The organism is Seohaeicola saemankumensis (assembly GCF_021021435.1).
Taxonomy (GTDB): Bacteria; Pseudomonadota; Alphaproteobacteria; order Rhodobacterales; family Rhodobacteraceae; genus Seohaeicola.
Genome location: NZ_JAINWI010000003.1, coordinates 130,628 through 155,140, shown reverse-complemented (window position 1 = coordinate 155,140; position 24,513 = coordinate 130,628). Strand labels below are relative to the sequence as shown.

Below are 24,513 nucleotides of genomic sequence, written 5' to 3'. Positions count from 1 at the left end.
CTCTTGCCCCCTGCCCAATGCATCGCTAGACATGCGACAAGGCTATGCCAGCCATGATTACCGAAAGGTTAAGACCGCCTATGTCCTCCCCCGTTGTCACCCGTTTTGCGCCCTCTCCCACTGGCTATCTGCATATCGGCGGGGCGCGCACGGCGCTGTTCAACTGGCTTTTTGCAAGGGCGCAGGGCGGCAAATTCCTGCTGCGGATCGAGGATACGGACCGCGAACGCTCGACCCCTGAAGCAACAGCCGCGATCCTCAAGGGTCTTGACTGGCTGGGACTGGACCATGACGGCGAGGCGATCAGTCAGTTTGCGCGTGCGTCGCGTCATGCCGATGTCGCGCGCCAGCTTCTGCACCAGGGGCGCGCCTACAAGTGTTTTGCGACGCAAGACGAGATCGAAACCTTTCGCGAGGCGGCCCGCGCCGAAGGCCGGTCGACGCTCTACCGCAGCCCCTGGCGAGACGCTGATCCGTCAACACATCCCGACCTGCCTTACGTGATCCGTATCAAAGCCCCGCAGGAAGGCGAAACCGTGATCGTGGATCAGGTGCAAGGTAATGTGACCATCCGCAATGACCAGTTGGACGATATGGTGCTGCTGCGTGGCGACGGCACGCCTGTCTACATGCTGGCGGTTGTCGTGGATGATCACGACATGGGCGTGACCCATGTGATCCGTGGCGACGACCACCTCAACAATGCGGCGCGGCAGATGATGATCTATCACGCGATGGGCTGGAGCGTGCCTGTCTGGGCGCATATCCCGTTGATCCACGGGCCCGATGGCAAGAAGCTGTCCAAGCGCCATGGCGCGCTGGGTGTCGAGGAATATCAGGCGATGGGCTATCCTGCGGCGGGCATGCGGAACTATCTGACGCGTCTGGGCTGGAGCCATGGCGATGACGAGTTCTTCAACGACGCGCAGGCGCTCGCATGGTTCAATCTGGAAGGAATCGGCAAATCGCCCGCGCGCCTTGATTTCAAGAAACTCGAAAACATCTGCGGCCAGCATATTGCTGCCACGCCAGATGCCGCGCTGCTGCATGAGCTTATGGATTTCCTCGCAGCGACAGGACAGCCCGCTTTGCCCGCGCATAAGAAAGCAATGTTCTTTGCAGCCATGCCACATCTGAAGGAACGCGCCAAAACCTTCTTTGAACTTCTTGATAAGGCTGCATTTATTACAGCAGATCGCCCGATCCAACCCGAGGCGAAAGCCGCAGAGCAACTCAACGATGTATCCCGTGGTATACTGATAGAATTGACGCCGCATCTGCAAAATGCTAGCTGGACGCGGGACGATCTTGAACACGTCCTGAACGAATTCGCACAGATGCAGGGAATGACATTCGGCAAGCTGGCAGGCCCCATGCGGGCTGCCATCGCGGGGCGCAGCGCCACACCGAGTGTATTCGACATGTTGCTGGTGCTCGGGCGCGAGGAAAGCCTTGCGCGCCTGTCGGATGCCGCAGCCTGAGATGGGTTAACTCCTTCTTCAGGCGGATATAATAGTATGGCGCACCCGATCTGCGGGAACCGCCGGTGAGGAAGGGACGAAAATGACGGATACCAGCAAAACAGCGACGCTGAGCTTTGACGGTCAAAGCTTTGAACTGCCGATGTTCACACCGACGGCAGGCCCCGAAGTGATCGACATCCGCAAGCTTTACGGTCAGGCGGGCGTATTCACCTATGATCCGGGCTTTACCTCGACTGCAAGCTGCGACAGCACCATTACCTATATCGACGGGGATGAGGGTATTCTGCTGCATCGCGGCTATCCGATCGACCAGTTGGCGTCGAAATCGCATTTCCTCGAAGTGTGCTATCTGCTGCTTTACGGTGAACTGCCCTCCTCTGCCCAGCTTGAGGATTTCGAGACACGTGTGACACGTCACACGATGATCCACGAACAGATGCACAACTTCTTCCGTGGCTTCCGCCGTGACGCGCATCCGATGGCCACAATGGTCGGTGTGGTCGGTGCGATGTCGGCGTTCTATCACGACAGCTTGGATGTGAATGATCCCTGGCAGCGCGAGGTGGCCTCGATCCGCCTGATCGCCAAGATGCCGACCATTGCGGCGATGGCCTACAAATATTCCATCGGCCAGCCTTTCGTCTATCCGCGCAACGATCTGGATTACGCGGCGAACTTTCTCCACATGTGCTTCTCGGTTCCGGCCGAAACCTACCATGTGAACCCGATCGTCGCCCGCGCCATGGACCGTATCCTGACGCTGCACGCAGATCACGAGCAGAACGCCTCGACCTCGACCGTGCGTCTGGCGTCGTCTTCGGGCGCGAACCCCTTTGCCTGCATCGCCGCCGGTATTGCCTGCCTCTGGGGTCCGGCGCATGGAGGCGCGAACCAGGCTTGCCTGGAAATGCTGCGCGAGATTGGCACGGTGGACCGCATCCCAGAATTCATCGAGCGCGCCAAGGACAAGAACGATCCGTTCCGCCTGATGGGATTCGGTCACCGCGTCTACAAAAACACAGATCCGCGCGCCAAGGTGCTGAAACAGTCGGCGGACGAAGTTCTGGAACTGCTAGGCGTGCAGGACAACCCGCTGCTGCAGGTTGCCAAGGAGTTGGAACACGTCGCGCTGAACGATCCCTATTTCATCGAGAAAAAGCTGTTCCCGAACGTGGATTTCTATTCGGGCATCATTCTCGAGGCGATCGGCTTCCCGACTTCGATGTTCACGCCTGTCTTCGCCCTGTCGCGCACCGTCGGCTGGGTGAGCCAGTGGAAAGAGATGATCGCCGATCCGCAGATGAAGATCGGTCGTCCGCGTCAGCTTTACCGCGGCGAGACCGAGCGCAACTATGTCGATATCGAAAACCGCTGAGCGGATAGAGACAAAAAAACGGCGCCTTTCGAGGCGCCGTTTCTGTTTCAACCAGGGTTTTGGTGGCCATTCCGGAACGCTCACGCAGACTGCCGAAAGGTCAACACCACGGAAGGACTGACCATGCGGACATGGATCATCGTCGCCGCGCTACTGGCCATGTCAGGATGTGGCGTGCCTTTCGTGCCCCTGATCTGACAGGGTCAAACCCTGCCGAAGACGTCCGCAAGGACGGATGAGGGGCGTTACCGCCCCTCGAAACTGGCAGGGCGTTTTTCCAGAAAGGCCAGCACGCCCTCCTTGAAGTCGCGTGTCTTGCCGCAGGTGCCCTGAAACCGGCCTTCCAGTGCAAGCTGTTCCTCAAGATTGTTGTCCCAACTGCCACGGATCGCCTGTTTGACATGGGCATAGGCCACCGTCGGACCTTTGGCCAATTGCGCAGCCCGCGCGCGCCATGTGGCGTCAAAGGCGTCATCCGCCACAGCTTCCCAGATCAGGCCCCAGTCATCGGCCTGCTGCGCGCTGATCTTGTCGGCAAAAAGTGCGGCCCCCATCGCTTTCGCCGTGCCCATCTGCCGCGTCATCCAATAGGTGCCGCCAGCATCGGGCATCAGGCCGATCCGCGTGAATGCCTGCAGGAAATAGGCGCTCTGCGTCGCGATCACGACATCGGCGGCCAGCGCCAGATTAGCCCCTGCCCCTGCCGCAGCACCGTTTACGGCACTGATCGTGGGGATCGGGCAGTCATAGATCGCCTTGAGCATCGGCAGATATTCGTCGCGCAGCGTGCGTTCCATATCCAGATTGGCCGCATTGGCACGGTCGCTCAGATCCTGCCCCGAACAGAATGCGCGGCCAGATCCGGTGATGACCAGCACGCGTGCGGTCTTGCCGGCTTCGCGCGCGGCATCCGCAATCTCGGCCCGCATCTGTGTGTTCAGCGCGTTCATCTTATCCGCGCGATCCAGGGTCAGCACCGCGATATCGTCGGTGATGTCCAGCGCGATGGTCTGATACTCCATAAGTCCGGCCTTTCCTTGTCTCCGCCTCTGGGTGTTACCTTACCGCAGCGGATACCAAGGAAAAGGACAAACCCCGCGTCAGTCTTCGAGAATCTTGCTCAGCCGCGCTTTCTCATCTTCGTTCAGCCGTGCCGCGCCTGTCTCGGGGGCGGTTTCGCGTCCGCGCAGATAGGAAAGGCCGACAGCCAAAGCCAGAAGCAGCATCAAGGGTCCAGCGGCCCAGAGCAACCAGTTTGCCCCGCCCGTCGTGGGCTTCAGCAGCGCATATTCGCCGTATCGGTCAACGATGAACTCGATCACCTCCTGATCGGTGTCGCCTTCCACAAGACGCTCACGTACCAGAATCCGCATATCGCGCGCAAGTTCCGCGTTGGATTCGTCGATGCTTTCATTCCGGCATACCATGCAGCGCAGCCCGCGCGACAATTCGCGGGCCCGGCCTTCCAGAACGGGATTATCCAGAACCTCGTCGGGTTGCACCGCCAGCGCTTGCGGTGCGATCAGGATTGTCACCGGCGCAAGAGCCGTTCCCAGCGCCAGCCAGAGTATCAGGGCAAGGCGTGTCATTCCGCAGGCACTCCGCCCGCCGGCGTGCGCTTGGCGGCACCTGCCGCCACACGGAAACGCCGGTCGCTCAGGCTGAACATGCCCCCCAGCGCCATCAAGATCGAGCCGCCCCAGATCCAGTTGGCCAGCGGCTTGTAATAGGTCCGCACTGCCCAGCCGCCATTGTTCTGCGGGTCGCCGATCACCACATAAACGTCACGCCAGAACCCGATATCAATGGCCGCTTCGGTCGTGGGCATCTGCGCCACAGGATAGAAGCGTTTTTCGGGGTTGAGCGTGGCAATCGCCCGACCATCCTTGGCCAGGTCCACGGTGCCCATGGTCGAGGCGAAATTCGGCCCCTCCACGCGCTGCACATCGGTCAGCGTCAGGGTAAAGCCCGCGATCTCGAATGGCTGGTTGAACTGGACCACGCGGATGTCTTCCTGCTGCCATGCAGTCAGTCCCGACACACCCAGAACAGTAATGCCGAACCCGGCATGGGCAATCGCCTTGCCCCAATCCGCGCGCGGCAGACGGGTCAGGCGGCCGAAACGGCCTGCCAAAGCGCCGCGTCCGGTGCGCGACCAGACATCGACCATTGCGCCAAAGACAAGCCATGTCCCAAGGAACATGCCGATTGGCCCCAAGGCCGAGCGTCCGGTCTGCATCGCGAAGGCCAGTGCGCCAATAGCCAGGGACAGCACCAGTGCCGGCACCAGAGGCCGGAAGCTGCGCGCGATTTCGGCGCGTTTCCAAGGCATCATCGCACCCAGAGGCAGGATTACCCCCAAGACGACCATGAAAGGCGTGAAGGCCATATCGAAGAAGGGCGGCCCGACCGACAGCTTGCGATCAAACAGCATTTCGGCCACCAGCGGCCAGATCGTGCCGACGAAGACCACGAAACAGGACACGGTCAGAATGATGTTATTGAACACCAGCGCGCTTTCGCGGCTGACAAGGCTGAACACACCCTTGGCTTCCATCGCGCCCGCACGGGCGGCAAACAGCATCAGCGCGCCGCCCATGAAAAAGCCGAGGATCATCAGGATGAACACGCCGCGCTCGGGGTCGTTGGCGAAGGCATGCACACTTGTAATCACGCCCGAGCGCACGATGAACGTGCCGATCAACGAGAAGCCGAAGGCGATGATGGCCAGCAAAATCGTCCAGCTTTTCAGGCTTTCGCGCTTTTCCACCACGATGGATGAATGCAACAGGGCGGCGGCAATCAGCCATGGCATGAAACTTGCGTTTTCCACGGGGTCCCAGAACCAGAAACCGCCCCAGCCAAGCTCGTAATAGGCCCACCAGCTGCCAAGGCCGATCCCGATGGTCAGGTTGACCCAAGCCACCAGCGTCCAAGGGCGCACCCAGCGGCCCCATGCGGCATCGACGCGCCCTTCGATCAGGGCAGCCACAGCGAAAGAGAACGCCATGCTGAGGCCGACATAACCCAGATACAGAAACGGCGGATGGAAGGCGAGACCGGGATCTTGCAGCAGCGGGTTCAGATCCTGCCCGTCAAAGGGTGGCACGCTCATGCGCAGGAACGGGTTTGATGTGAAGATCGTGAAGGCAAAAAACGCCACCGCAATGGCCGATTGCACGGCCAGAACACGCGCCCTGAGCGTCGGTGGCAAGTTGCCCCCGAACCATGCGGCCATCGCCCCGAACAGCGTCAGAATCAGCACCCACAGAAGCATGGAACCTTCATGGTTTCCCCAAACGCCGCTGATCTTGTAGATCATCGGCTTGAGAGAATGCGAATTCTGCACCACCAGCGCGACCGAGAAGTCCGAGGAGACGAAGGCATAGGTCAGCGCGCCGAAGGCAAAAGCCGTCAGCATGAATTGCGCGTTGGCAGCAGGTTCTGCCATGGCCATCCATCCCGGCCAGCGCTTGTGCGCGCCGATCATTGGAACCACCGCCTGCACAATGGCGACGATAAAGGCGAGGATAAGGGCGAAATGTCCGAGTTCTACTATCATACCCTTGTTATAGGGCCATCGCAGAGGCGGGCCAAACGGAATCGGCGCACGCGGATGATCACATTGTCGCGGCTTTCCTGCGCGGGTCTACCGCATATCGGGGGTGTCTTGGGGGCGGGAGCCTTGCCCACTACGGCGCCATGCGACAAGGGCTGGATTGTCTGCGCCGCTATCAGCCTCGGACGTGGCGGAATGGTTTTGCGGTCGGTCGGTCTCGGCGGTCTGGCTGGCGTCCTCCAGCGCCCTGAGCGTTCCGAGATTGCTGACCACTTGCGGGACATGGGCCATGCTCTGGGCCACACGGATCTGGAATTCTTGTCCCTTGGCCTGATGGCGCGCGCCGAAATAAAATGACACGATCGCCCCGAGCAGCCACCAGAGCGGTTCAGGCACAAGGGCGATCCCCTGCATCCGGCTGGCGAACCAGACGGGGTCGACCATGGCTGATGTAAAAAGCCCCAATGTTCCCAGTGCCATCAGCGGACGCGGCAAGCGGTTGATTGCATCCACCGCCCTGTCGAACCAGCCGTTGCGGACCTGTGCGAACTCGGCCCCGAATTGCGCCAACGACGCCTGTCGCAGCGCGGCATCACGGATGGCTGATTCTTCGGAGTTGACGCGGAAGACCTCGGCGGTTTCGCGCAGCACGTTGCGCCCGCTCCCGAAGACGGCGCTCAGAATTGTGTCGATCAAAGCCATTGTGCCGTCCTCGCAGAGAATTCTGCAGGATTCAGGTGATAGCGCGGATGGATGAACTCCTCGGCTCGTAGAATCCAGCCGCCTTTTGTTCCATTGCGTGCGCGGGCGAATTTGCGGCTGGCGGGGCGCAGATCGGCAAGCCGCAGATAGTAATTGCGCCGCGCAATCCCGTAGGCATCTGCCAGATGGTCAGGCGCCGCCGCATCTGCCGCGCGCGCGGCCGCAACGGTTTGCGGCCCGATAATCCCGTCTACGGTCACGCTCTGCCCCATCTGGCGCAAAAGACGTTGCAGGATTTTAACCGCGTTTGCACCTGCATTGACATACATGTCGAAAACGCTGGCCTGAATGCGCGGCGGCAACTGGTCCAGGCCGGGACGGTTGTAATAATGCTGCACGAAAATTTCGGCGGCCCGCGCAGGTGTCATGGCCTGGACATCCGCGACACTGGTGATGCCATCATCTGTCAGGTCCAGCTTCAGCCGTTGCAGCGTGCCAAGCGTGACACCGTGTTTTGTCGCCCCGCCCGGATCGGCGGGATCGTTTACAAAGCCACCCTCGCGGGCGACGATTTCCTGTGCGATCTGCTTGACGCTTTTCATCCGCCTCATCCCGATTTATGCGGGATCAGGCTGGATGATGGCCGTTAAAACCGTGACAAGCCCGCGCACGGCGGGCTTGGGCGATCTTTACGAATGTCAGCTATCCGACGGGGTAGCGCCCGGCTCTTTGTAGATACCCTGTTCCTTTAGTGCGTCGATCACTTCGGCGGGCATGTAGGTCTCGTCATGTTTGGCCAGGATTTCGGTTGCCACAAAAACACCGTCTACTAGTCGTCCAGTGCCGACCATGCCTTCGTTTTCCGTGAAGAGATCAGGCAAAACGCCGGTGTAGACGACTGGAATGCTTGCGCCGCCATCCGTCACGCTGAACTTGATCTGTTCGCTTTCGCCGCGCACGATGCTGCCTTCCTCGACCAGCCCACCGATGCGGAACACCTCGTTCGGACCGGGAGGCTCCGCGATGATCTGGCTGGGCGCGCGGAAGAAGTTGATGCCGTCGCGCATGGCATAGCCGATCAATGCGGTCGAGATCAGCAGCGCCACAGCCGCAAGAGCCACAACCTGAATCCGCCGCTTCTTTTTCAAACCACCCATCGCCATCGTCTTCTCCCTTATCCCGCTTTACGGGAAACAGGGGGCCAACATGAGCCCCGTTGTCTCGTCTTCACCTAACATCAGATTGGCGTTTTGCAACGCCTGCCCGCTGCTACCTTTTGTCAGGTTATCCAACGCCGCGATCACGATTGTGCGGCCCTCTCGCCGGTCGGCAACCACCCCGATATGGCAGAAATTCGAGCCGCGGATATGCCGTGTGCTAGGATGCTGGCCAAGGGGCAGCACCTGCAGGAACGGCTCTTGCGCATAGGTGGATTTCAGCACCTCATGGATGCGGGCCGCGTCACCCTTGACATAGACGGTCGCCAAAATCCCGCGATTGGCGGGGATCAGATGGGGTGTGAACTGCACCTGCACCGGACGCCCTGCAACGGCGGAAAACTCCTGATCGAACTCGCCCAGATGCCGGTGTATGCCACCGACAGAATAGGCGTGATAGCCCTCGGACAGCTCGGCATGGAGCAGGTTTTCCTTGAGGCTGCGCCCTGCCCCCGATACTGCGCATTTCAGATCGAGGATGATCTCATCCAGATCAATCACCCCTTCCGCGATCAGCGGACGCAGCGCGTATTGGCCGGTGGCCGCGTTGCAGCCTGTGCCAGCGACCAGACGCGCCGCGCGGATCTCGTTGCGGTAGAATTCGGTCAGGCCATAGACCGCTTCGGCCTGACAATCCAATGCTGCATGGTCATGGCCATACCAGCGCTTGTATTCCGCCGGATCGCGCAGCCGGAAATCTGCCGAAAGATCGACGATTTTCAGGGTCTTGGGAAGATCGCGGATCACCTCCTGCGAGGTGGCGTGCGGCAGCGCGCAAAAGCACAGATCGACGCCCGCGAAGTCAATCTCGTCGATTTTCTGCAGATCGGGCAGATCCAGATGGCGCAGATGCGGAAAAACATCCGCCATGCGCTGCCCCGCCTTGGAATTGGCCCCCAAGGCCGTGATCCGCATATTGGGATGGGTGGCGATCAGGCGCACAAGTTCGGCGCCCGTATAGCCCGAAGCCCCCAGAATCGCGATGGAATGCGGCATATTATCTGTCCTTGCTTGCACCGGCCCATGACACGGCACAGTTTTCAATATTGCCTCGAACTGAAGCGGAAACCTTGACCGGGATCAACCAGCCGACTGAAAACTGATCTGTCGTCGCAAAAACTGCGTCGCGCGGTCCGAGACACGGCGCGGGTTGCCTGTGGTCAGGAAAACTCTGTCCTTGCCCTGCCCCAGCATATCGGGACGGCGCGACAGATAGTCCGCCAGACTTTCGGCCACCAGATTGGCTTGGGAGTAGACCTGCACATCGGGCCCAAGCGCGTCCTGAAAGACCTGCTGCATCAGCGGGTAATGGGTGCACCCCAGAATGGCCGCCTCGGGATGGGGCATCTTGCGTTTGAGCGCGTCGACATGGCTGCGCACCAAGGCTTCGGCAAGGATCATGTCGCCATCCTCGATCGCGTCAACGACGCCTCCACAGGCCTGCGCCTCGACATCGACACCGATGGCGCGGAACGCCAGTTCGCGCTGGAAAGCACGGCTGGCCACGGTTGCAGGCGTGGCGAACAAAGCCACATGTTTCACGGCCACTTCGCGCGGCGGGGAATTGTCACCCCATTGCCGTTCGGTCAGCGCCTCGATCAAGGGCACGAAAACACCCAGAACCCGCTTGCCGGGGGGCACGCCTGCCTCTTGCATACGGCGCAGGGCGGCGGCGCTGGCGGTATTGCAGGCCAAGATCACCAGATCGCAGCCATGCAGCCAGAGATATTCCACCGCTGTCTTGGTCAGTTGGTAAACATCATCGGAATCCCGCACGCCATAAGGGGCATGGGCATTGTCGCCATAATAGACGAAGTCCACATCCGGCAACCGCTTGGCAACCGCATCAAGCACTGTCAGACCGCCAAGCCCGCTGTCAAAAATACCTACTGCCATCGCGCGCCCAATGCAGGGGCGCGAGGAATCACGCCCGGTGTTTCTCTTCGAACTCGAACCCGTAGGCATAGGTGCCGAGGGGTGTCGGAGACAGGTCATAAGTCGCTTTACGCAGGAAATCCATCATTGCTTTGCTATCCCCTGCACACGCCGCGATCTGGTCTGTCGGGATCGGGTTGCCCACGGCGACCCGCACGGGGGTATCGACGCGCTTGGCAAATTCCTTGATCAGCAACCCCATCCGCAACGTGTAATGCAGGTGGCTGGCGATCTGGAACAAACGGCTTGTATGCCCGTCGAAGTAAAGCGGCACAACCGTGGCACCCGATTTCGCCACCATCCTTGCGGTGAAACCACGCCAACCCGGGTCCATCGGTTGCGCAAAGGGCCTTTGCGCCGTGGATACCGTGCCGCCCGGAAAGATGCCGATAGCACCGCCCTGCCCCAGATAGGACAATGCGGTTTTGCGGGTGTCGAGGTTCACTTGCAGCGATTGTTTGGTTTCATCAAAGGCGACGGGCAGCACGACCCGCGCCAGATCGGGGGATTTGCAGAAGACATGATGCGCCAGAATGCGGAAATCGCCGCGCGTTTGCGCAAGGATATGGCCTAGCATCAGCCCGTCCAGAATGCCGTATGGATGATTCGCAATCAGGATCAGCGGACCGGTCCGCGGAATCAGATCAAGAGAACCACGCACCACATCGAGGCTTAGGCCGTAGCGTTCCACCATGACCTGCCAGAAATCGCGCCCCTGCGCGAGGTCATGCTCGTATCCTGCGGCACGGCGGATCAAGTTGATCCGGCCTGTTGCGTTTTCCATCAGACGGATAAGGGCGCGGCCGCTGCGGGTATTGGCCGAATGGGCATAGCTGATATCGCGGGCGATGCTGGTCTGGGTTGTCACGCCTGATCACTCCGGTGTTGCGCTGCGTGGGACACGAAAAGAAGACCACCGGCATGTAACAGTCGCGTAAAAGCAGAACGCCCCCGCCGGCAGGCGGAGGCGTCCAGCGCGATAGGTAGCTGTGCGCCCTATTCGGCTGCTTGCGCCATGCCTTTGCCGCCATCGCGGATCACGGCCAGCAATTCCTCGCGGCGCTTGGCGGCCCTGGCCTCATGCGCCTCTTTCACCGGGCCAAAACCCTTGATCGACAGGGGCAATTCGGCCAACGCGACGACCGCCTCCATCGTGGCTGCGGTTGCTTTGGGCAGGATATTGGCCATGTCGGATTCGTATTGCGCAATCAGGGCGCGCTCCATCTTGCGCTCGGCCGTGTGGCCGAAAATATCCAGCGGCGTGCCGCGCAGCATCTTCAACCCTGCCAGCAGGCGCATCGGTTTGGCCATCCACGGCCCGAACGTCCGCTTTACGGGGCGTCCATCCGGCCCGATTTTCGAGATGATCGGCGGTGCCAGATGGAAGGTCATTCGGAAGTCGCCGTCAAACTGTTCGGCGGCCTTTTCCTGCGAGGTCAGCAGAAGGCGCGCCACCTCGTATTCGTCCTTGTAGGCCAGCAGTTTATGATAGCCCTTGGCGACCGCTTCCTTAAGGCGCGGATCACTGATGCCATCCACCATCTTGCGATAGCGTTTGGCCAGCCCCTTGCCCTGATAGGCCACCAGATGATCGGCGCGGAAGGCGATTCTGTCTTCCAGCGATTTGGGCAATTCAATCACTTTGGGGCGCAGCATCTTTTCCGCCTGATCGGGATGCAGCGCCGCCCAGCGGCCCAGTTCGAAGGCACGCTGGTTCTTTTCAACCGCCGCACCGTTCAGTTTGATCGCCTGCATCAGCGCCTCGTAGCTGAGCGGGACAAGCCCGCGCTGCCACGCCGCGCCGAACAGCATCATGTTCGAGTATATCGAATCCCCCAACGTGACGCGGGCCAATTCGGATGCGTCGAACAGCATCACACGGTCCTGCAAACGCGCCTCCAAGGCCAAGGCCAAGCGGTCGGAAGGCAGGGCGAATTCGGTGTTGCGGGTGAAATCGCCGGTGATGATCTCGTGGCTGTTCACGACAGCCCCGGTGCGGCCCGTGCGGGTCAGACCCAGGGTCTTGGCCCCTGCGGACACCACAAGATCGCCCCCGATCAGGGCATCCGCCTCGCCGGTTGCGACACGCACAGCGCTGATATCATCGGGCTGATTGGCGATGCGGCAATGAATATGCACGGCGCCGCCCTTTTGCGCCAGACCCGCCATTTCCATCATACCGGCCCCCTTGCCGTCGATCTGTGCGGCCTGCGCCAAGACGGCACCGATGGTCACAACGCCGGTCCCGCCGACGCCGGTGATTACCACGTTATAGGTGCCGTCGATCGCAGGCAGTGCGGGTGCAGGCATGTCGGGCAGTTCGACCGAGGCTGTCGCCGCCTTTTTAGGTGTGGCGCCTTCCAGCGTCACAAAAGACGGGCAGAACCCTTTGAGGCAACTGAAATCCTTGTTGCAGCTTGACTGGTCGATCGCGCGTTTGCGGCCCAGTTCGGTTTCGACCGGCACGATGGAAACGCAGTTGGACTGCACCCCGCAATCGCCGCAGCCTTCGCAGACATCGGTATTGATGAAGACGCGCTTGTCCGGATCGGGGAATGTGCCCCGCTTGCGGCGACGGCGCTTTTCAGCGGCACAGGTCTGCACATAAACAATGGCAGATACGCCTTTGATTTTGGAATATTTCTTTTGCACGTCTTCGAAATTGGCGCGCTCGTGTTTTTCCACACCGGCGGGAAAGGTGGACAGGTCCAACCCTTCCTTTTCGTCATAGACCACAGCGACATGGGCGACGCCCATCGCCTTCAACTCGGCCACGATCCGCTGCGAGGTCAAGTCACCTTCGTTGCCCTGACCGCCCGTCATGGCAACCGCATCATTGAACAGGATCTTGTAGGTAATGTTCACGTCCGAGGCCATGGCCGCGCGGATCGCCTGAATGCCGGAATGGTTATAGGTGCCGTCACCAAGGTTCTGGAACACGTGATCGCGGGTCGAGAATTTGGCCTCGCCGATCCAGTTCGCACCCTCGCCCCCCATATGGGTGAAACCTGTGGTTTCGCGGTCCATCCACTGGACCATATAATGACACCCGATTCCCGCATAAGCGCGGCTGCCTTCGGGCACTTTGGTCGAGGAGTTATGCGGACAGCCCGAGCAGAAATAGGGCAGACGCGAGGCTAGTTCCTGCGCGTTGTCATTGCGCCGCGCATCGGCCAGCGCGGATAGCCCTGCCTTGATGCCATCGGTGCTGCGGCCCTCGTCGATCAGGATACCGCCCAGTTTCTCGGCGATCATGATCGGGTCCAGAGCGCCGCGTGTCGGGAACAACTCTTCGCCATGCATCGACCCCGCACCGCCGCCTTTATGCCAGCCCCAGACGCGGCGGCCGTGGCGGTCGTCAAAGATCGCTTCCTTGATCTGCACTTCGATCAGCTTGCGCTTTTCCTCGACCACAACAATCAGATCCAACCCTTCGGCCCAGTCGTGAAAGCCCTTCATGTCCAGCGGGAAGGTCTGGCCGATCTTGTAGGTGGTCAGGCCCAGACGCTCGGCCTCGTCCGCGTCGATATTCAGCAAAGCCAACGCATGGACCAGATCCAGCCAGTTCTTGCCTGCCGCGACAAAGCCGATCTTCGCACCCGGTTTGCCCCAGATGCGTTTATCCATCTTGTTGGCATGGGAAAACGCCTCGGCGGCGAAGCGCTTGTAGTCGATCATACGCGCCTCTTGCGCGTGGGGGGTGTCGACAAGCCGGATATTCAGACCGCCCTCGGGCATCTCGAATTCAGGGATCACAAGGTTCATGCGGTCCGGACGACCGTCGACAACGGCTGTCGCCTCGACCGTGTCTTTCATCGTCTTGAGGCCGACCCAAAGCCCAGAGAAGCGCGACAGCGCATAGCCGTAGACACCGTAATCAAGGATTTCCTGCACACCTGCGGGGCTGACCACGGGCATATAAGCATCGACCATCGCCCATTCGGATTGATGCAGCACGGTCGAGGATTCGCCGGTATGGTCATCGCCCATCGCCATCAGCACGCCGCCATGTTTGGACGAACCAGCCATATTGGCATGGCGCATCACATCGCCCGACCGGTCCACCCCGGGGCCTTTGCCGTACCACAGCCCAAAGACGCCATCGAAACGTCCCTCGCCGCGCAACTCGGCCTGCTGCACGCCCCACAGGGCGGTCGCGGCCAGATCCTCGTTTAGACCTTCCTCGAAGGTGACATCGGAGGCGGCCAGTTGTTTGGCGGCGCGGTTCATCTGCATATCGACCGCACCAAGAGGAGAACCTCGATAACCGGTCACAAAACCCGCCGTATTCAGACCGGCAGCACGGTCCCGCGCTTTCTGGATCAGCATCAGACGGACAAGGGCCTGCGTTCCGTTCAACAAGACCGACGGCTTTTCCAGATCGAACCGGTCGTTGAGCGTGATATCCTGCCTTGTCATCGTGCATCTCCTCATCTGAACGATATAGATCTTAACTATAACCCAACATTAGGTCACAAATTATGACCTACCAAGCTATTTTTTATTTGACCAATAGGATATAGACGATGTGGGCGCTAACAGACAGGCAGGGATTTGCACCTGTTTCACACAGGCGTCACAGGAAGACGGAAAATTGCGATGATGGATTGGGACAAACTTAGAATATTTCATGCCGTCGCCGATGCGGGCAGCCTCACACATGCGGGAGATACATTACATCTGTCGCAATCTGCGGTCAGCAGGCAGATCCGCGCGCTGGAAGAAAGCTTGAACACAACGCTTTTCCACCGCCATGCCCGCGGACTGATTCTGACCGAACAAGGCGAGTTGCTGTTCGATGCGACAAGCGCAATGAGCAAGCGGTTGGAAACCGCCTCGGCGCGCATCCGCGATAGCGAGGAAGAAGTCTTTGGCGAATTGCGCGTCACGACGACAACGGGCTTTGGCAGCCTATGGCTGGCACCGCGCCTGCCTGCGCTTTACAAGAAATATCCCGACATCAAGATTGACCTGATGCTGGAAGAACGGGTGCTGGATTTGCCCATGCGCGAGGCTGATGTAGCCATCCGCATGAAAGAGCCCAGTCAGGCGGACCTGATCCGCAAGCGGCTCATGCATATCCGTATGCGGCTTTACGCCTCTCCTTCTTATCTGGCGCAGAATGCAGCACCCGAACGGATCGAGGATATCGCCGGTCACCGCCTAATCTGCCAGAACCCGCAATCGGCGCAGGTCGGGGCGGGTGCCAATCTGGTGCAGTACCTGATGACGCATGATATCCGCTCGACCCTGACGGTGAACAACTACTTCGGTGTGCTGCAAGCCGTGTTGCATGATCTGGGGATCGGCGTGCTGCCGGATTACCTGACACATGACTTTCCAGAGTTGGTGCGAATCCTGCCTGATATTGAATCGGTAGATGTGCCTGTGTTTCTGGCCTATCCGGAAGAATTGCGGCAGTCAAAACGCGTCGGGGCCTTCCGCGATTTCGTGCAGGAAGAGATCATCAGTTATCGCAAACAGATGAAAGATCAGGAACTTACTTAACAAGACAAGAAAGCTATGCAGAGTGTGCATAGCGGCCTTGCTGTATTGCGACATGTTTTGTCTTGATCGTACATAAACGGATGCCTAATTGGGCAATTGACGGTGATGCTGATTAGGTTCGCATCACCATCATACCTCCCTGTTGGACTTTGGCCGAGCTTAGTGCTCGGCCTTTTTTTTCAAAAAAAGGGGGCCTGCGGGCATTTGCGCGGACAAGATCGGCCCTGGCTCGTTGTTCGCCTAGAGTCGGTGGCGATGTGTCGCCTTCATCAGTCGCACTGCCATCGCAAGGCTGCTGTCATGGGCCTGCAACCACATTGCATCAATCCGCGCCAATGCGGCGGGATCAATCGTCTGTCCTTCTGCCCAGTAGCGGCCAGACGGAATGCGAGCACCCAAGTCCTGCTCAGCTTGCAACGCGGCCCGCACAGCGTTCTCGTCGATGCAGATCGTATGAACATGCGCGGGCCGGTCCACCTTGGCGCGCGGAAAGACCAGCCGGCTTTGATCCACAGACAGGTTCACCACAGCGCAGCCCTGTCTGGCGGCCAGCAACAGGATGCGCGCCGACTTGGCTTCAAGGCTCTGCAGGGTCATGTCGGGGCGTAGCGGGTCGGCAGTGCCGGTGCCATAGAAATGCGTGTTGACCGCCACGGGATAGACCATGTCGCAGCCCATGACAGCCAGAACGCGGGGGCGGTGCCGCCACATCGCCCAATAGGCGGCGGTAAAGGCCATCGTGCCGCCTGCATAGACTACCCCGCCATAGGCATTATTGGCGGGGATATAGTCGGCGGCGGTCACAACAGTTTGCCCCGTGGCAATCTCCACAGGTCTGCGGTCTTGCGGAAAATCCTCGGGATGGATCAACGCGTCCCAATCAGAGCGCACCCGCCAAGCATTGTTGATGGTTAGAACATGCCCCAGACCGGATTTTTTCCAGTCTTGTGAACTGATCACATTGGGCCCGCTGCCCAGGATTGTTACTACCGTCATCTGTCGCCTCTGCCATTACCGCCCGGCAGAGCGCCGGCACATGCCAGAGTTAGGACAGTTTACCGTGATGGCGACAGTTTTTTGCATCCGCAGCAACGCCCGGATCGCCGCCCTGCCCCTTTCCCCGCCTGCGGCCTTGTCGTAAAGAGACCTCGCAGACCTGCCCAGGGGGACGAACGACATGCAAGACATGGTACAAGAACCGGCCATTACGCCTGAACTGATCGCGGCACATGGCCTCAAGCCCGACGAATACCAGCGCATCCTTGATATCATCGGACGCGAACCGACATTTACCGAGTTGGGCATCTTCTCGGCCATGTGGAATGAACACTGTTCCTACAAATCTTCGAAGAAATGGCTCCGCACCCTGCCCACGACAGGCCCGCAGGTGATTTGTGGCCCCGGCGAGAATGCCGGTGTGGTGGATATCGGTGACGGGCAGGCCGTGGTGTTCAAGATGGAAAGCCATAACCACCCTTCGTATATCGAGCCTTATCAGGGGGCTGCGACCGGCGTGGGCGGCATTCTGCGCGACGTCTTTACAATGGGCGCGCGGCCCATCGCGGCGATGAACTCGCTGTCTTTCGGGGCTGTGGACCATCCGAAAACGCGCCAGCTGGTGCATGGCGTGGTCGAGGGAATCGGCGGTTACGGCAATGCCTTCGGTGTGCCGACCGTGGGCGGCGAGGTGCGGTTCCATCCTGCCTATAACGGCAACTGTCTGGTCAACGCCTTTGCCGCCGGTCTGGCAGATGCCGACAAGATTTTCTATTCCGCCGCCTCCGGCGTGGGCATGCCTGTGGTCTATCTGGGTGCCAAGACAGGCCGTGACGGTGTTGGCGGCGCGACCATGGCCAGCGCCGAGTTTGACGATTCCATCGAAGAAAAGCGCCCTACGGTGCAGGTGGGTGATCCCTTCACCGAAAAGCGCCTGATGGAAGCCTGTATGGAGTTGATGCAGACAGGTGCCGTGATTTCCATTCAGGATATGGGCGCAGCCGGCCTGACCTGTTCGGCGGTCGAGATGGGCGACAAGGGCGATCTGGGTGTGCGTCTGGATCTGGAGAAAGTGCCGTGCCGCGAAACCGGCATGACCGCCTACGAGATGATGCTGTCGGAATCACAAGAACGCATGCTGATGGTTCTGCGCCCCGAAAAAGAGGCCGAGGCCAAGGCCGTTTTCGACAAATGGGATCTGGATTTCGCGATTGTGGGCGAAACCATCGCCGAAGACCGTTTTGTGATCATGCATCACAATGTCTGCAAGGCCGATCTGCCGCTCAAGGCGCTGTCTGGCAATGCGCCGGAATATGACCGCCCCTGGATCGAGACTCCTGCCGCGGAACCTTTGGGCGATGTGCCGGGAATTGATCCGATCGACGGATTGCGCGCACTGATCGGCAGCCCGAATTATGCGGCCAAGCAATGGGTTTACGAGCAATATGACAGTCAGGTCATGGCGGATACCTTGCAGACACCGGGCCTTGGTGCGGGAATCATCCGTGTGCACGGGACCGACAAGCTGCTGGCCTTCACCTCGGATGTGACTCCGCGCTATGTGTTCGCCAACCCGTTCGAGGGTGGCAAACAGGCTGTTGCCGAAACCTATCGCAACCTGACAGCCGTGGGCGCGAAACCGCTGGCCACGACCGACAACCTGAATTTCGGCAATCCCGAAAAGCCACAGATCATGGGGCAATTCGTGGGTGCGATCAAAGGCATCGGTGCGGCTGTCGCCGCGCTGAATATGCCGATCGTGTCGGGCAATGTCAGCCTTTACAACGAGACCGATGGCAAGGGCATCCTGCCCACGCCCACGATCTGCGCCGTTGGCTTGATCCCGCATGTCGAGCAGGCAATCACCGGACAGGCGCGCGACGGGCATCTGGCCATACTGGTCGGTGAGACCCACGGCCATCTGGGGCAATCCGCCCTGCTGGCCGAGGTATTCAACCGCGAGGAAGGCGATGCGCCGCCTGTCGATCTTGAGACCGAGCGCCAGAACGGCGATTTCATCCGCGACAATCACACACTGATCCGTGCCTGCACCGATCTGTCCGATGGCGGTCTGGCCATGGCCGCCTTCGAGATGGCCGAGGCCGCAGGAGTCGGTGTTCAAATTGACGATGCCGACACCCCTGCCCTGTTCGGCGAGGATCAGGCGCGCTATCTGATTGCGTGCAATTTCGACTCGGCCGAAGCGCTGATGATCGCGGCGGGCAAGGCTGGCGTCAGTATCCGCACGGTTGGAAAATTCGGCGGCAGCACCGTCCGTTTCGGAGGGTCGGAGGCCCCGTTGGTTGAGCTTTCCGCGCTCTATCGCGGCGCATTCGAAACGGCACTCGGCTGACTGAAGGGCGCGCGGTTGGCTGCCCGTCGCGCGCGGGCCGCCCCTTGCCACCAACCCTTGCAGCGCGACCTGCAAAGGCCTAAATCTTACAGAAGACAACAGGAGAAGCCGCATGGCGATCGAAGCACAGGAAATCGAAGACCTGATCCGCGCGGGCTTTCCGCAGGCCAAGATCACGGTCACCGATCTGGCGGGCGACGGAAACCATTACGCTGCCGAGGTGATTGACGCCTCGTTCAAGGGGATGAACCGCGTCCAGCAACAGCGCGCCGTCTATGCCACGCTGAAAGGCAAGATGGATGGCGCGAACGGCCAGTTGCATGCACTGGCCCTGACGACCAAAGCCCCCGACTGACACCTTTTCGGGAGGGCGACCCCTCCCCCTGATCAAGGACGAACCAGATGACCGATGCTACCGACCAGATCAAGCAGACCGTGACCGCCAACGATGTTGTGCTGTTCATGAAGGGCACCAAGGACATGCCGCAATGCGGTTTTTCCAGCCGCGTTGCCGGTGTTCTGAATTACATGGGCGTGAATTTTGCGGATGTGAACGTGCTGGCGGATGCCGATATCCGTCAGGGGATCAAGGATTATTCCGACTGGCCCACCATCCCGCAGCTTTACGTCAAAGGCGAGTTTGTCGGCGGTTGCGATATCGTGACCGAGATGACGTTGTCGGGCGAACTGGACCAGTTGTTCGAGACAAACGGCATCACATATGACAAGGACGCCGCCGAAAAGATCCGCGAAGCCAACGCCTGATCCGTCACTGATACCCTGAAAGCGAAAGGCCCCCACTGCGGGGCCTTTTTCTTCTGTCGCCATCACCGGATGACAAAGGCACCTGAGGCATATCTGCTTTCAAGTGGCAATCCGCAAATCGCAAGGGCGATGGCGCGCGCTACTTCGGTAGCTGTAAAGCCGATGTTCTGGACAAAGCCCTGATCACCGACGGGCTCGCGCTGGCGCTCACGCAGCGGGGTTTCGAGCTGCCGCAGCAAGCCCTAACCCAGCTTGTCTTCGACCGCATCGGCCAGCGATTCTGCGCGGGCGGCGAGTTCCGACAGGCTTTCGGTCAGTTCCGGCGGGATCACGGCCACTTCGATCTTTTGCGGCTCGGGTGCGGGGCGTGCGGCCATGCGGGCCAGTTCGGCATCCTTGTCGACCAGTCTGGTCTCAAGCTCGCGCAGCTTGTCCTCAAGCCCTGCAGTCTTGTCGGCCAGCATCAGCCCTGCCATCAACAGCATACGTGCTTCCGGCAGGCGCCCGATCTGGCCCGCCAGAACCGAGGCTTCGGTATCCAGCATCCTTGCAGCCGAATGCAGGTAATGCTCTTCGCCATCTTGACAGAAGACCTCGAAGGCGCGGCCACCGATTTTGATCTCGACTTCGGGCATCAGTTCGCCTCCTCTTGTTTGGTCGCTTGCGCGTCGGCGGCATCCTTCAGCAAGGGCGACAAGGCGTTCTTGATCGCCTCGACCTCGGCGATATCCGTCTGACGCGCGGCACGCAGGGATTCCAGTTCGGCCATCATGGATTTGTTGATCAGATGCGGCTCTCCCACGCCGGACTCATTGGCTTTCCGCAGGGCGCTGTTGCTGGCCTCAAGCTGCTCGTTTGCACGACGCAGGCGCGACAGCTCGGCGTCGAGTTGTGTCAAGGCGCTGCGAGTCCCGGCCATTTCTGCCTCGCTCCGCTCGGCCTGCACCTGCTGCTTTTGCTTCAGCACCCGCAGGCGTTCCTCAAGCTGGGCATTGGCCAGACGCTCTTCGGTCAATTGGGCGCGCAGTTGGGCCAGTTCATCATCATGGCCGCCCTGTTCCCCCGCAGGGACCTGCGCTTGCGCAGGCGGGGCAGCTTTGTCCAATGCTTCGACACCCTTGGCGATGCGTTCCATCGCATAGGCGATCCTGCGCTCCAGTTCGGCGATATCGTTCATGGGCCCACCTTTCACACGGTTTGCGTTCACCAAAGGCTGGCAGATGCGGGCGCGAATCATCGCCCCCGTGCCACGGTGAAACTTTACCCAATGGTTATTCAAAATGCGCCCCCTTTGCCACCAATGGGTTACAGCCTGCGCTTGAACTTGCGCGGCAGGCTGCTATCAAGCCCGTCAAGCCATCCTGTCATATCGCCAGACGAAGGACCGATCCCTTGGACATTACCGCCCTGCGAACCGCCCATCCTGACCATTGGGCGCGCGCCGCCGCCATCCGCACCTTGACGCTGGATGCGGTCCACGCCGCCAATTCCGGCCATTCCGGCATGCCGATGGGCATGGCCGATGTGGCCACGGTTCTTTTCGAGAAACATCTGAAATTCGACGCCTCTGCCCCACATTGGCCGGATCGCGACCGTTTTATCCTGTCGGCGGGCCACGGATCCATGCTGCTTTATGCGCTGCTGCATCTGACGGGCTATGCCGATATGACGCTGGACCAGATCCGCAACTTCCGCCAGTGGGGTGCCAAAACCGCAGGCCATCCCGAATATGGCCACGCCACGGGGATCGAGACCACGACAGGCCCGCTGGGACAGGGCATCGCCAATGCCGTGGGTTTCGCGATGGCCGAAGAAATCCAGCGCGCGCGCTATGGTGCCAAGGTCGTGGATCACTATACTTACGTGATCGCGGGCGACGGCTGCCTGATGGAAGGCATCAGCCAGGAGGCGATCGGTATCGCTGGGCGGCATGCGCTGTCCAAGCTGGTCGTGTTCTGGGACAATAACGACATCACGATTGACGGCAAAGTCTCGCTGTCGGATCGCACCGATCAGGTGGCACGTTTCCGCGCCTCGGGTTGGGACGTGCAGGAAATCGACGGGCATGATCCTGTGGCGATTGACGCGGCCATCACGGCGGCCAAGAAGACCGCCACACCTTCGATGATCGCCTGCAAGACGCATATCGCGCTGGGATCATCCGCGCAGGACACCTCGAAGGGACATGGTGCTCTGACCGATCCCAAGCTGATCGAGGACACAAAAGCCGCCTATGGCTGGACCAGCGGACCGTTCGAGGTGCCCGACGCGATCAAGCAGGGCTGGGAAGCGATCGGCCAGCGCGGGGCTGCGGATCGTGCATCCTGGGACGCTCGCTTTGCCGCACTCAACAGCAAAAAGCAGGACGAATTCAACCGTGCCTATGCGCGCGAGGTCCCTGCCCGTCTGTCCGCCGTGATCCGCGCGCTGAAGAAACAGATCAGCGAAACAGCGCCCTCGGTTGCGACACGCAAATCATCCGAGATGGTGCTGGAAGTGATCAACCCCGTGCTGGGCGAAACCGTGGGTGGTTCGGCTGACCTGACCGGATCGAACAATACCAAGACCGGTGATCTGGGCGTGTTCGACACCGATAACCGCAAGGGACGCTATGTCTATTGGGGCATCCGCGAGCACGGCATGGCTGCGGCGATGAACGGCATGGCGCTGCATGGTGGCATCCGGCCCTATGGTGGCACCTTCATGTGCTTTACCGATTACGCCCGCCCCGCGATGCGTTTGGCCGCCTTGATGAGGATCCCGACCGTTTTCGTGATGACGCATGACAGTATCGGTCTGGGCGAGGATGGCCCGACCCACCAGCCAGTCGAGCATCTGGCGATCAGCCGTGCCACGCCCAATACAATGGTGTTCCGCCCCTGTGACACGGTGGAAACCGCCGAGGCATGGGAGCTTGCGCTGACCTCGAAGCAGACACCTTCGGTCATGTCGTTGACACGTCAGAACCTGAAAACGCTGCGGACCGCGCATAAATCCAAGAACCTGACAGCACAGGGCGCTTATGTTCTGGCGGATGCGACCGGCAAGCGGCAGGCGATCCTGCTGGCGACAGGTTCCGAGGTCGAGATCGCGATGGCGGCACGCGACCTGCTTGAGGCCGACGGCATCGGGACACGGGTTGTGTCCATGCCCTGCTGGGAGCTGTTCGAGGAACAGGACGAAACCTATCGCCGCCGTGTGCTGCCAAGCGGCCCCGTGCGTGTCGCGGTCGAGGCGGCCGTCCGCTTTGGCTGGGACCGCTGGCTATTCGGACAGGGCGGCAAGCGCGAAAAATCAGGCTTTGTCGGGATGCATGATTTCGGCGCTTCCGCCCCTGCCGAAGTGCTTTACGAGCAATTCGGCATCACAGCGCAGGCAGTAGCCGACAAGGTCAAAGCGCTGCTCTGACAAGACCGCGTATCCGGCACAGGACGGATAGGAGTATTTTGGCAAGATGCAACAGGGCCGTCCCGCGATCAGTCGGGGCGGCCTTTTCCTGTGACGCTGGACCAGAGCGGGGCAATCACCCGCGTGACCAGCGGGATCAGCAACAGCCCCAGCGCCAGACCGAACACACCGTCCATCGCGGCCGTGGCTGTCCAGGTGACCGCCCCGCTAGCCTGCGGCAGAATCGCGCCCATTGCGGCGGCGACGTCATGGACAAAATGGGCCGGTGCCGCAAAACCCAACACCTGCAGCCCGTGCACGATGATCGACCCACCAACCCAGAGCATCGCGGCTGTGCCGACCGTGGTCAGCAGTTTCAGAAAACCCGGCATACCCCGCACGACAGTGCGACCAATCACGCGGGTCAGGCCAAGATAGCCATGCTTCGCCATATAAAGTCCGGCATCATCTGCCTTCACGATCAGGGCCACACCGCCATAGACAATGACCGTGATCCCGATCCCGACCACGGCAAGCGTCGCTGCCTCCATCAGGAATGACCCTGCGGGGATGGCCGCCAAAGCAATTGTCATAATCTCGGCTGACAGGATGAAATCGGTCTTGATCGCGCCTGCGACGCGCTTTTCCTCAAGATGCAGCGGATCACCGACATCCAGATCCTTGGCGACATGCTCATCGGCATGGGGAAACAGGACATGGGCCACTTTTTCTGCCCCCTCGAAGCACAAATAGGCCCCGCCCAGCATCAGCAAGGGCGTGATCAGGACGGGCGCAAAAGCCGACAGAGCCAAGGCTGCCGGCAGCAGGATCAGCATCTTGTTTTTCAGCGACCCGCGCGCGATGCGCCAGACGATGGGCAATTCCCGCGCAGGTTCGAACCCGTGGACATATTTCGGCGTCACGGCGGCATCGTCGATGGCGGCCCCTGCCGCCTTGGCCCCCGCCTTGGCCGCCTGTCCGATCACATCATCGACCGAGGCCGCAGCCACCTTGGCGATTGCCGCCACATCGTCCAACAGGGCCAGCAATCCGCTCATCGTCCACTCCGCTACTTTGCCCGCGACGCGGGTGGCTCCGACACTAGCAAGACATGCGCCCTTGGCAAGCCGCCTTCCCACGGCGACATGTCCACGGCGTATTCACACTAGCGGGCGCGCGGCGTTAGCGCCATCATCGGGGACAGATCAGGTGCTTGCCAAAAAGTTTGCGCT

At 60.3% G+C, this 24,513-nt stretch carries 22 protein-coding genes; 7 read left to right on the top strand and 15 right to left on the bottom strand.

The features are described from left to right. Positions 1-80 precede the first annotated feature (80 nt). Together gltX and K7H22_RS00885 are read left to right on the top strand one after the other, a co-directional pair. A complete protein-coding gene (gene gltX / locus K7H22_RS00890; protein ID WP_230798651.1) occupies positions 81-1,481 on the top strand; it encodes a glutamate--tRNA ligase in 1,401 nt (466 codons plus the stop codon). Between the two features lie 82 nt (positions 1,482-1,563). After that, positions 1,564-2,859 (top strand): citrate synthase, encoded by a 1,296-nt coding sequence (locus tag K7H22_RS00885; protein WP_230798649.1) that lies wholly within the window; start codon positions 1,564-1,566, stop codon positions 2,857-2,859. A gap of 245 nt (positions 2,860-3,104) precedes the next feature. On the opposite strand, the gene K7H22_RS00880 is transcribed toward K7H22_RS00885, so the two are convergent. The 10 genes from K7H22_RS00880 to K7H22_RS00835 form a co-directional block, all read right to left on the bottom strand. Then, positions 3,105-3,881: an enoyl-CoA hydratase-related protein gene (locus tag K7H22_RS00880; protein ID WP_230798647.1), complete on the bottom strand. Its 777-nt coding sequence runs from the start codon at positions 3,879-3,881 to the stop codon at positions 3,105-3,107. A 78-nt stretch (positions 3,882-3,959) separates the two neighbouring features. Then, positions 3,960-4,448 carry a cytochrome c-type biogenesis protein gene (locus K7H22_RS00875; RefSeq protein ID WP_230798646.1) on the bottom strand — a complete coding sequence of 163 codons (489 nt, stop codon included), beginning with the start codon at positions 4,446-4,448 and terminating at the stop codon, positions 3,960-3,962. After that, on the bottom strand, positions 4,445-6,421 hold the full coding sequence (locus tag K7H22_RS00870; RefSeq protein ID WP_230798644.1) for a heme lyase CcmF/NrfE family subunit: 1,977 nt from the start codon (positions 6,419-6,421) through the stop codon (positions 4,445-4,447). Before K7H22_RS00870 ends, K7H22_RS00875 begins: the two co-directional genes overlap by 4 nt. An 87-nt stretch (positions 6,422-6,508) precedes the next feature. Then, on the bottom strand, positions 6,509-7,120 hold the full coding sequence (locus K7H22_RS00865; protein WP_230798642.1) for a holin family protein: 612 nt from the start codon (positions 7,118-7,120) through the stop codon (positions 6,509-6,511). Further along, positions 7,111-7,722 carry a holin-associated N-acetylmuramidase gene (locus K7H22_RS00860; protein ID WP_230798640.1) on the bottom strand — a complete coding sequence of 204 codons (612 nt, stop codon included), beginning with the start codon at positions 7,720-7,722 and terminating at the stop codon, positions 7,111-7,113. The genes K7H22_RS00865 and K7H22_RS00860 overlap by 10 nt, the downstream gene beginning before the upstream one ends. 96 nt (positions 7,723-7,818) lie before the next feature. Then, positions 7,819-8,277, bottom strand: a complete 459-nt coding sequence (ccmE, locus tag K7H22_RS00855) for a cytochrome c maturation protein CcmE (RefSeq protein ID WP_230798965.1) — start codon at positions 8,275-8,277, stop codon at positions 7,819-7,821. Positions 8,278-8,304: 27 nt separating this feature from the next. Then, complete coding sequence (gene argC / locus K7H22_RS00850) at positions 8,305-9,333, bottom strand: N-acetyl-gamma-glutamyl-phosphate reductase (protein ID WP_230798638.1); 1,029 nt, start codon at positions 9,331-9,333, stop codon at positions 8,305-8,307. 84 nt (positions 9,334-9,417) lie between these two features. Continuing rightward, on the bottom strand, positions 9,418-10,233 hold the full coding sequence (murI, locus tag K7H22_RS00845) for a glutamate racemase (RefSeq protein ID WP_230798636.1): 816 nt from the start codon (positions 10,231-10,233) through the stop codon (positions 9,418-9,420). A gap of 28 nt (positions 10,234-10,261) precedes the next feature. Continuing rightward, positions 10,262-11,140: a lysophospholipid acyltransferase family protein gene (locus K7H22_RS00840; RefSeq protein ID WP_230798634.1), complete on the bottom strand. Its 879-nt coding sequence runs from the start codon at positions 11,138-11,140 to the stop codon at positions 10,262-10,264. 128 nt (positions 11,141-11,268) lie between these two features. After that, positions 11,269-14,691, bottom strand: coding sequence for an indolepyruvate ferredoxin oxidoreductase family protein (locus tag K7H22_RS00835; RefSeq protein ID WP_230798632.1), 3,423 nt, complete (start codon positions 14,689-14,691; stop codon positions 11,269-11,271). A gap of 183 nt (positions 14,692-14,874) precedes the next feature. Here K7H22_RS00835 and K7H22_RS00830 point away from each other — a divergent pair, with 183 nt between their 5' ends. Next, entirely contained in the window at positions 14,875-15,780 is a 906-nt protein-coding gene (locus K7H22_RS00830; protein WP_230798963.1) for a LysR family transcriptional regulator, read from the top strand. Between the two features lie 240 nt (positions 15,781-16,020). Here K7H22_RS00830 and K7H22_RS00825 read toward each other — a convergent pair whose 3' ends face one another. Beyond that, the gene (locus K7H22_RS00825) at positions 16,021-16,776 is read right to left on the bottom strand and encodes a hypothetical protein (protein ID WP_230798631.1); all 756 of its coding nucleotides are present in this window, start codon (positions 16,774-16,776) and stop codon (positions 16,021-16,023) included. 190 nt (positions 16,777-16,966) lie between these two features. On the opposite strand from K7H22_RS00825, the gene purL reads away from it, so the two are divergent. The 3 genes from purL (at position 16,967) to grxD (ending at position 19,894) form a co-directional block, all read left to right on the top strand. Further along, positions 16,967-19,129 (top strand): phosphoribosylformylglycinamidine synthase subunit PurL, encoded by a 2,163-nt coding sequence (gene purL / locus K7H22_RS00820; RefSeq protein WP_230798961.1) that lies wholly within the window; start codon positions 16,967-16,969, stop codon positions 19,127-19,129. Positions 19,130-19,241: 112 nt separating this feature from the next. Further along, complete coding sequence (locus K7H22_RS00815) at positions 19,242-19,484, top strand: BolA/IbaG family iron-sulfur metabolism protein (RefSeq protein WP_230798629.1); 243 nt, start codon at positions 19,242-19,244, stop codon at positions 19,482-19,484. 47 nt (positions 19,485-19,531) lie between these two features. Then, positions 19,532-19,894: a Grx4 family monothiol glutaredoxin gene (grxD, locus tag K7H22_RS00810; protein WP_230798627.1), complete on the top strand. Its 363-nt coding sequence runs from the start codon at positions 19,532-19,534 to the stop codon at positions 19,892-19,894. A gap of 62 nt (positions 19,895-19,956) precedes the next feature. Here grxD and K7H22_RS00805 read toward each other — a convergent pair whose 3' ends face one another. The 3 genes from K7H22_RS00805 to K7H22_RS00795 are packed head-to-tail and all read right to left on the bottom strand — an operon-like array spanning position 19,957 to position 21,071. Beyond that, positions 19,957-20,133 carry a hypothetical protein gene (locus K7H22_RS00805; protein ID WP_230798625.1) on the bottom strand — a complete coding sequence of 59 codons (177 nt, stop codon included), beginning with the start codon at positions 20,131-20,133 and terminating at the stop codon, positions 19,957-19,959. A 3-nt stretch (positions 20,134-20,136) separates the two neighbouring features. Then, a complete protein-coding gene (locus K7H22_RS00800; RefSeq protein ID WP_230798623.1) occupies positions 20,137-20,529 on the bottom strand; it encodes a cell division protein ZapA in 393 nt (130 codons plus the stop codon). Next, complete coding sequence (locus K7H22_RS00795) at positions 20,529-21,071, bottom strand: hypothetical protein (protein ID WP_230798621.1); 543 nt, start codon at positions 21,069-21,071, stop codon at positions 20,529-20,531. Before K7H22_RS00795 ends, K7H22_RS00800 begins: the two co-directional genes overlap by 1 nt. A 215-nt stretch (positions 21,072-21,286) precedes the next feature. On the opposite strand from K7H22_RS00795, the gene tkt reads away from it, so the two are divergent. Then, positions 21,287-23,302: a transketolase gene (tkt, locus tag K7H22_RS00790; RefSeq protein WP_230798619.1), complete on the top strand. Its 2,016-nt coding sequence runs from the start codon at positions 21,287-21,289 to the stop codon at positions 23,300-23,302. Between the two features lie 68 nt (positions 23,303-23,370). Here tkt and K7H22_RS00785 read toward each other — a convergent pair whose 3' ends face one another. Next, on the bottom strand, positions 23,371-24,339 hold the full coding sequence (locus tag K7H22_RS00785; protein WP_230798617.1) for a DUF808 domain-containing protein: 969 nt from the start codon (positions 24,337-24,339) through the stop codon (positions 23,371-23,373). Between the last annotated feature and the right edge of the window lie 174 nt (positions 24,340-24,513).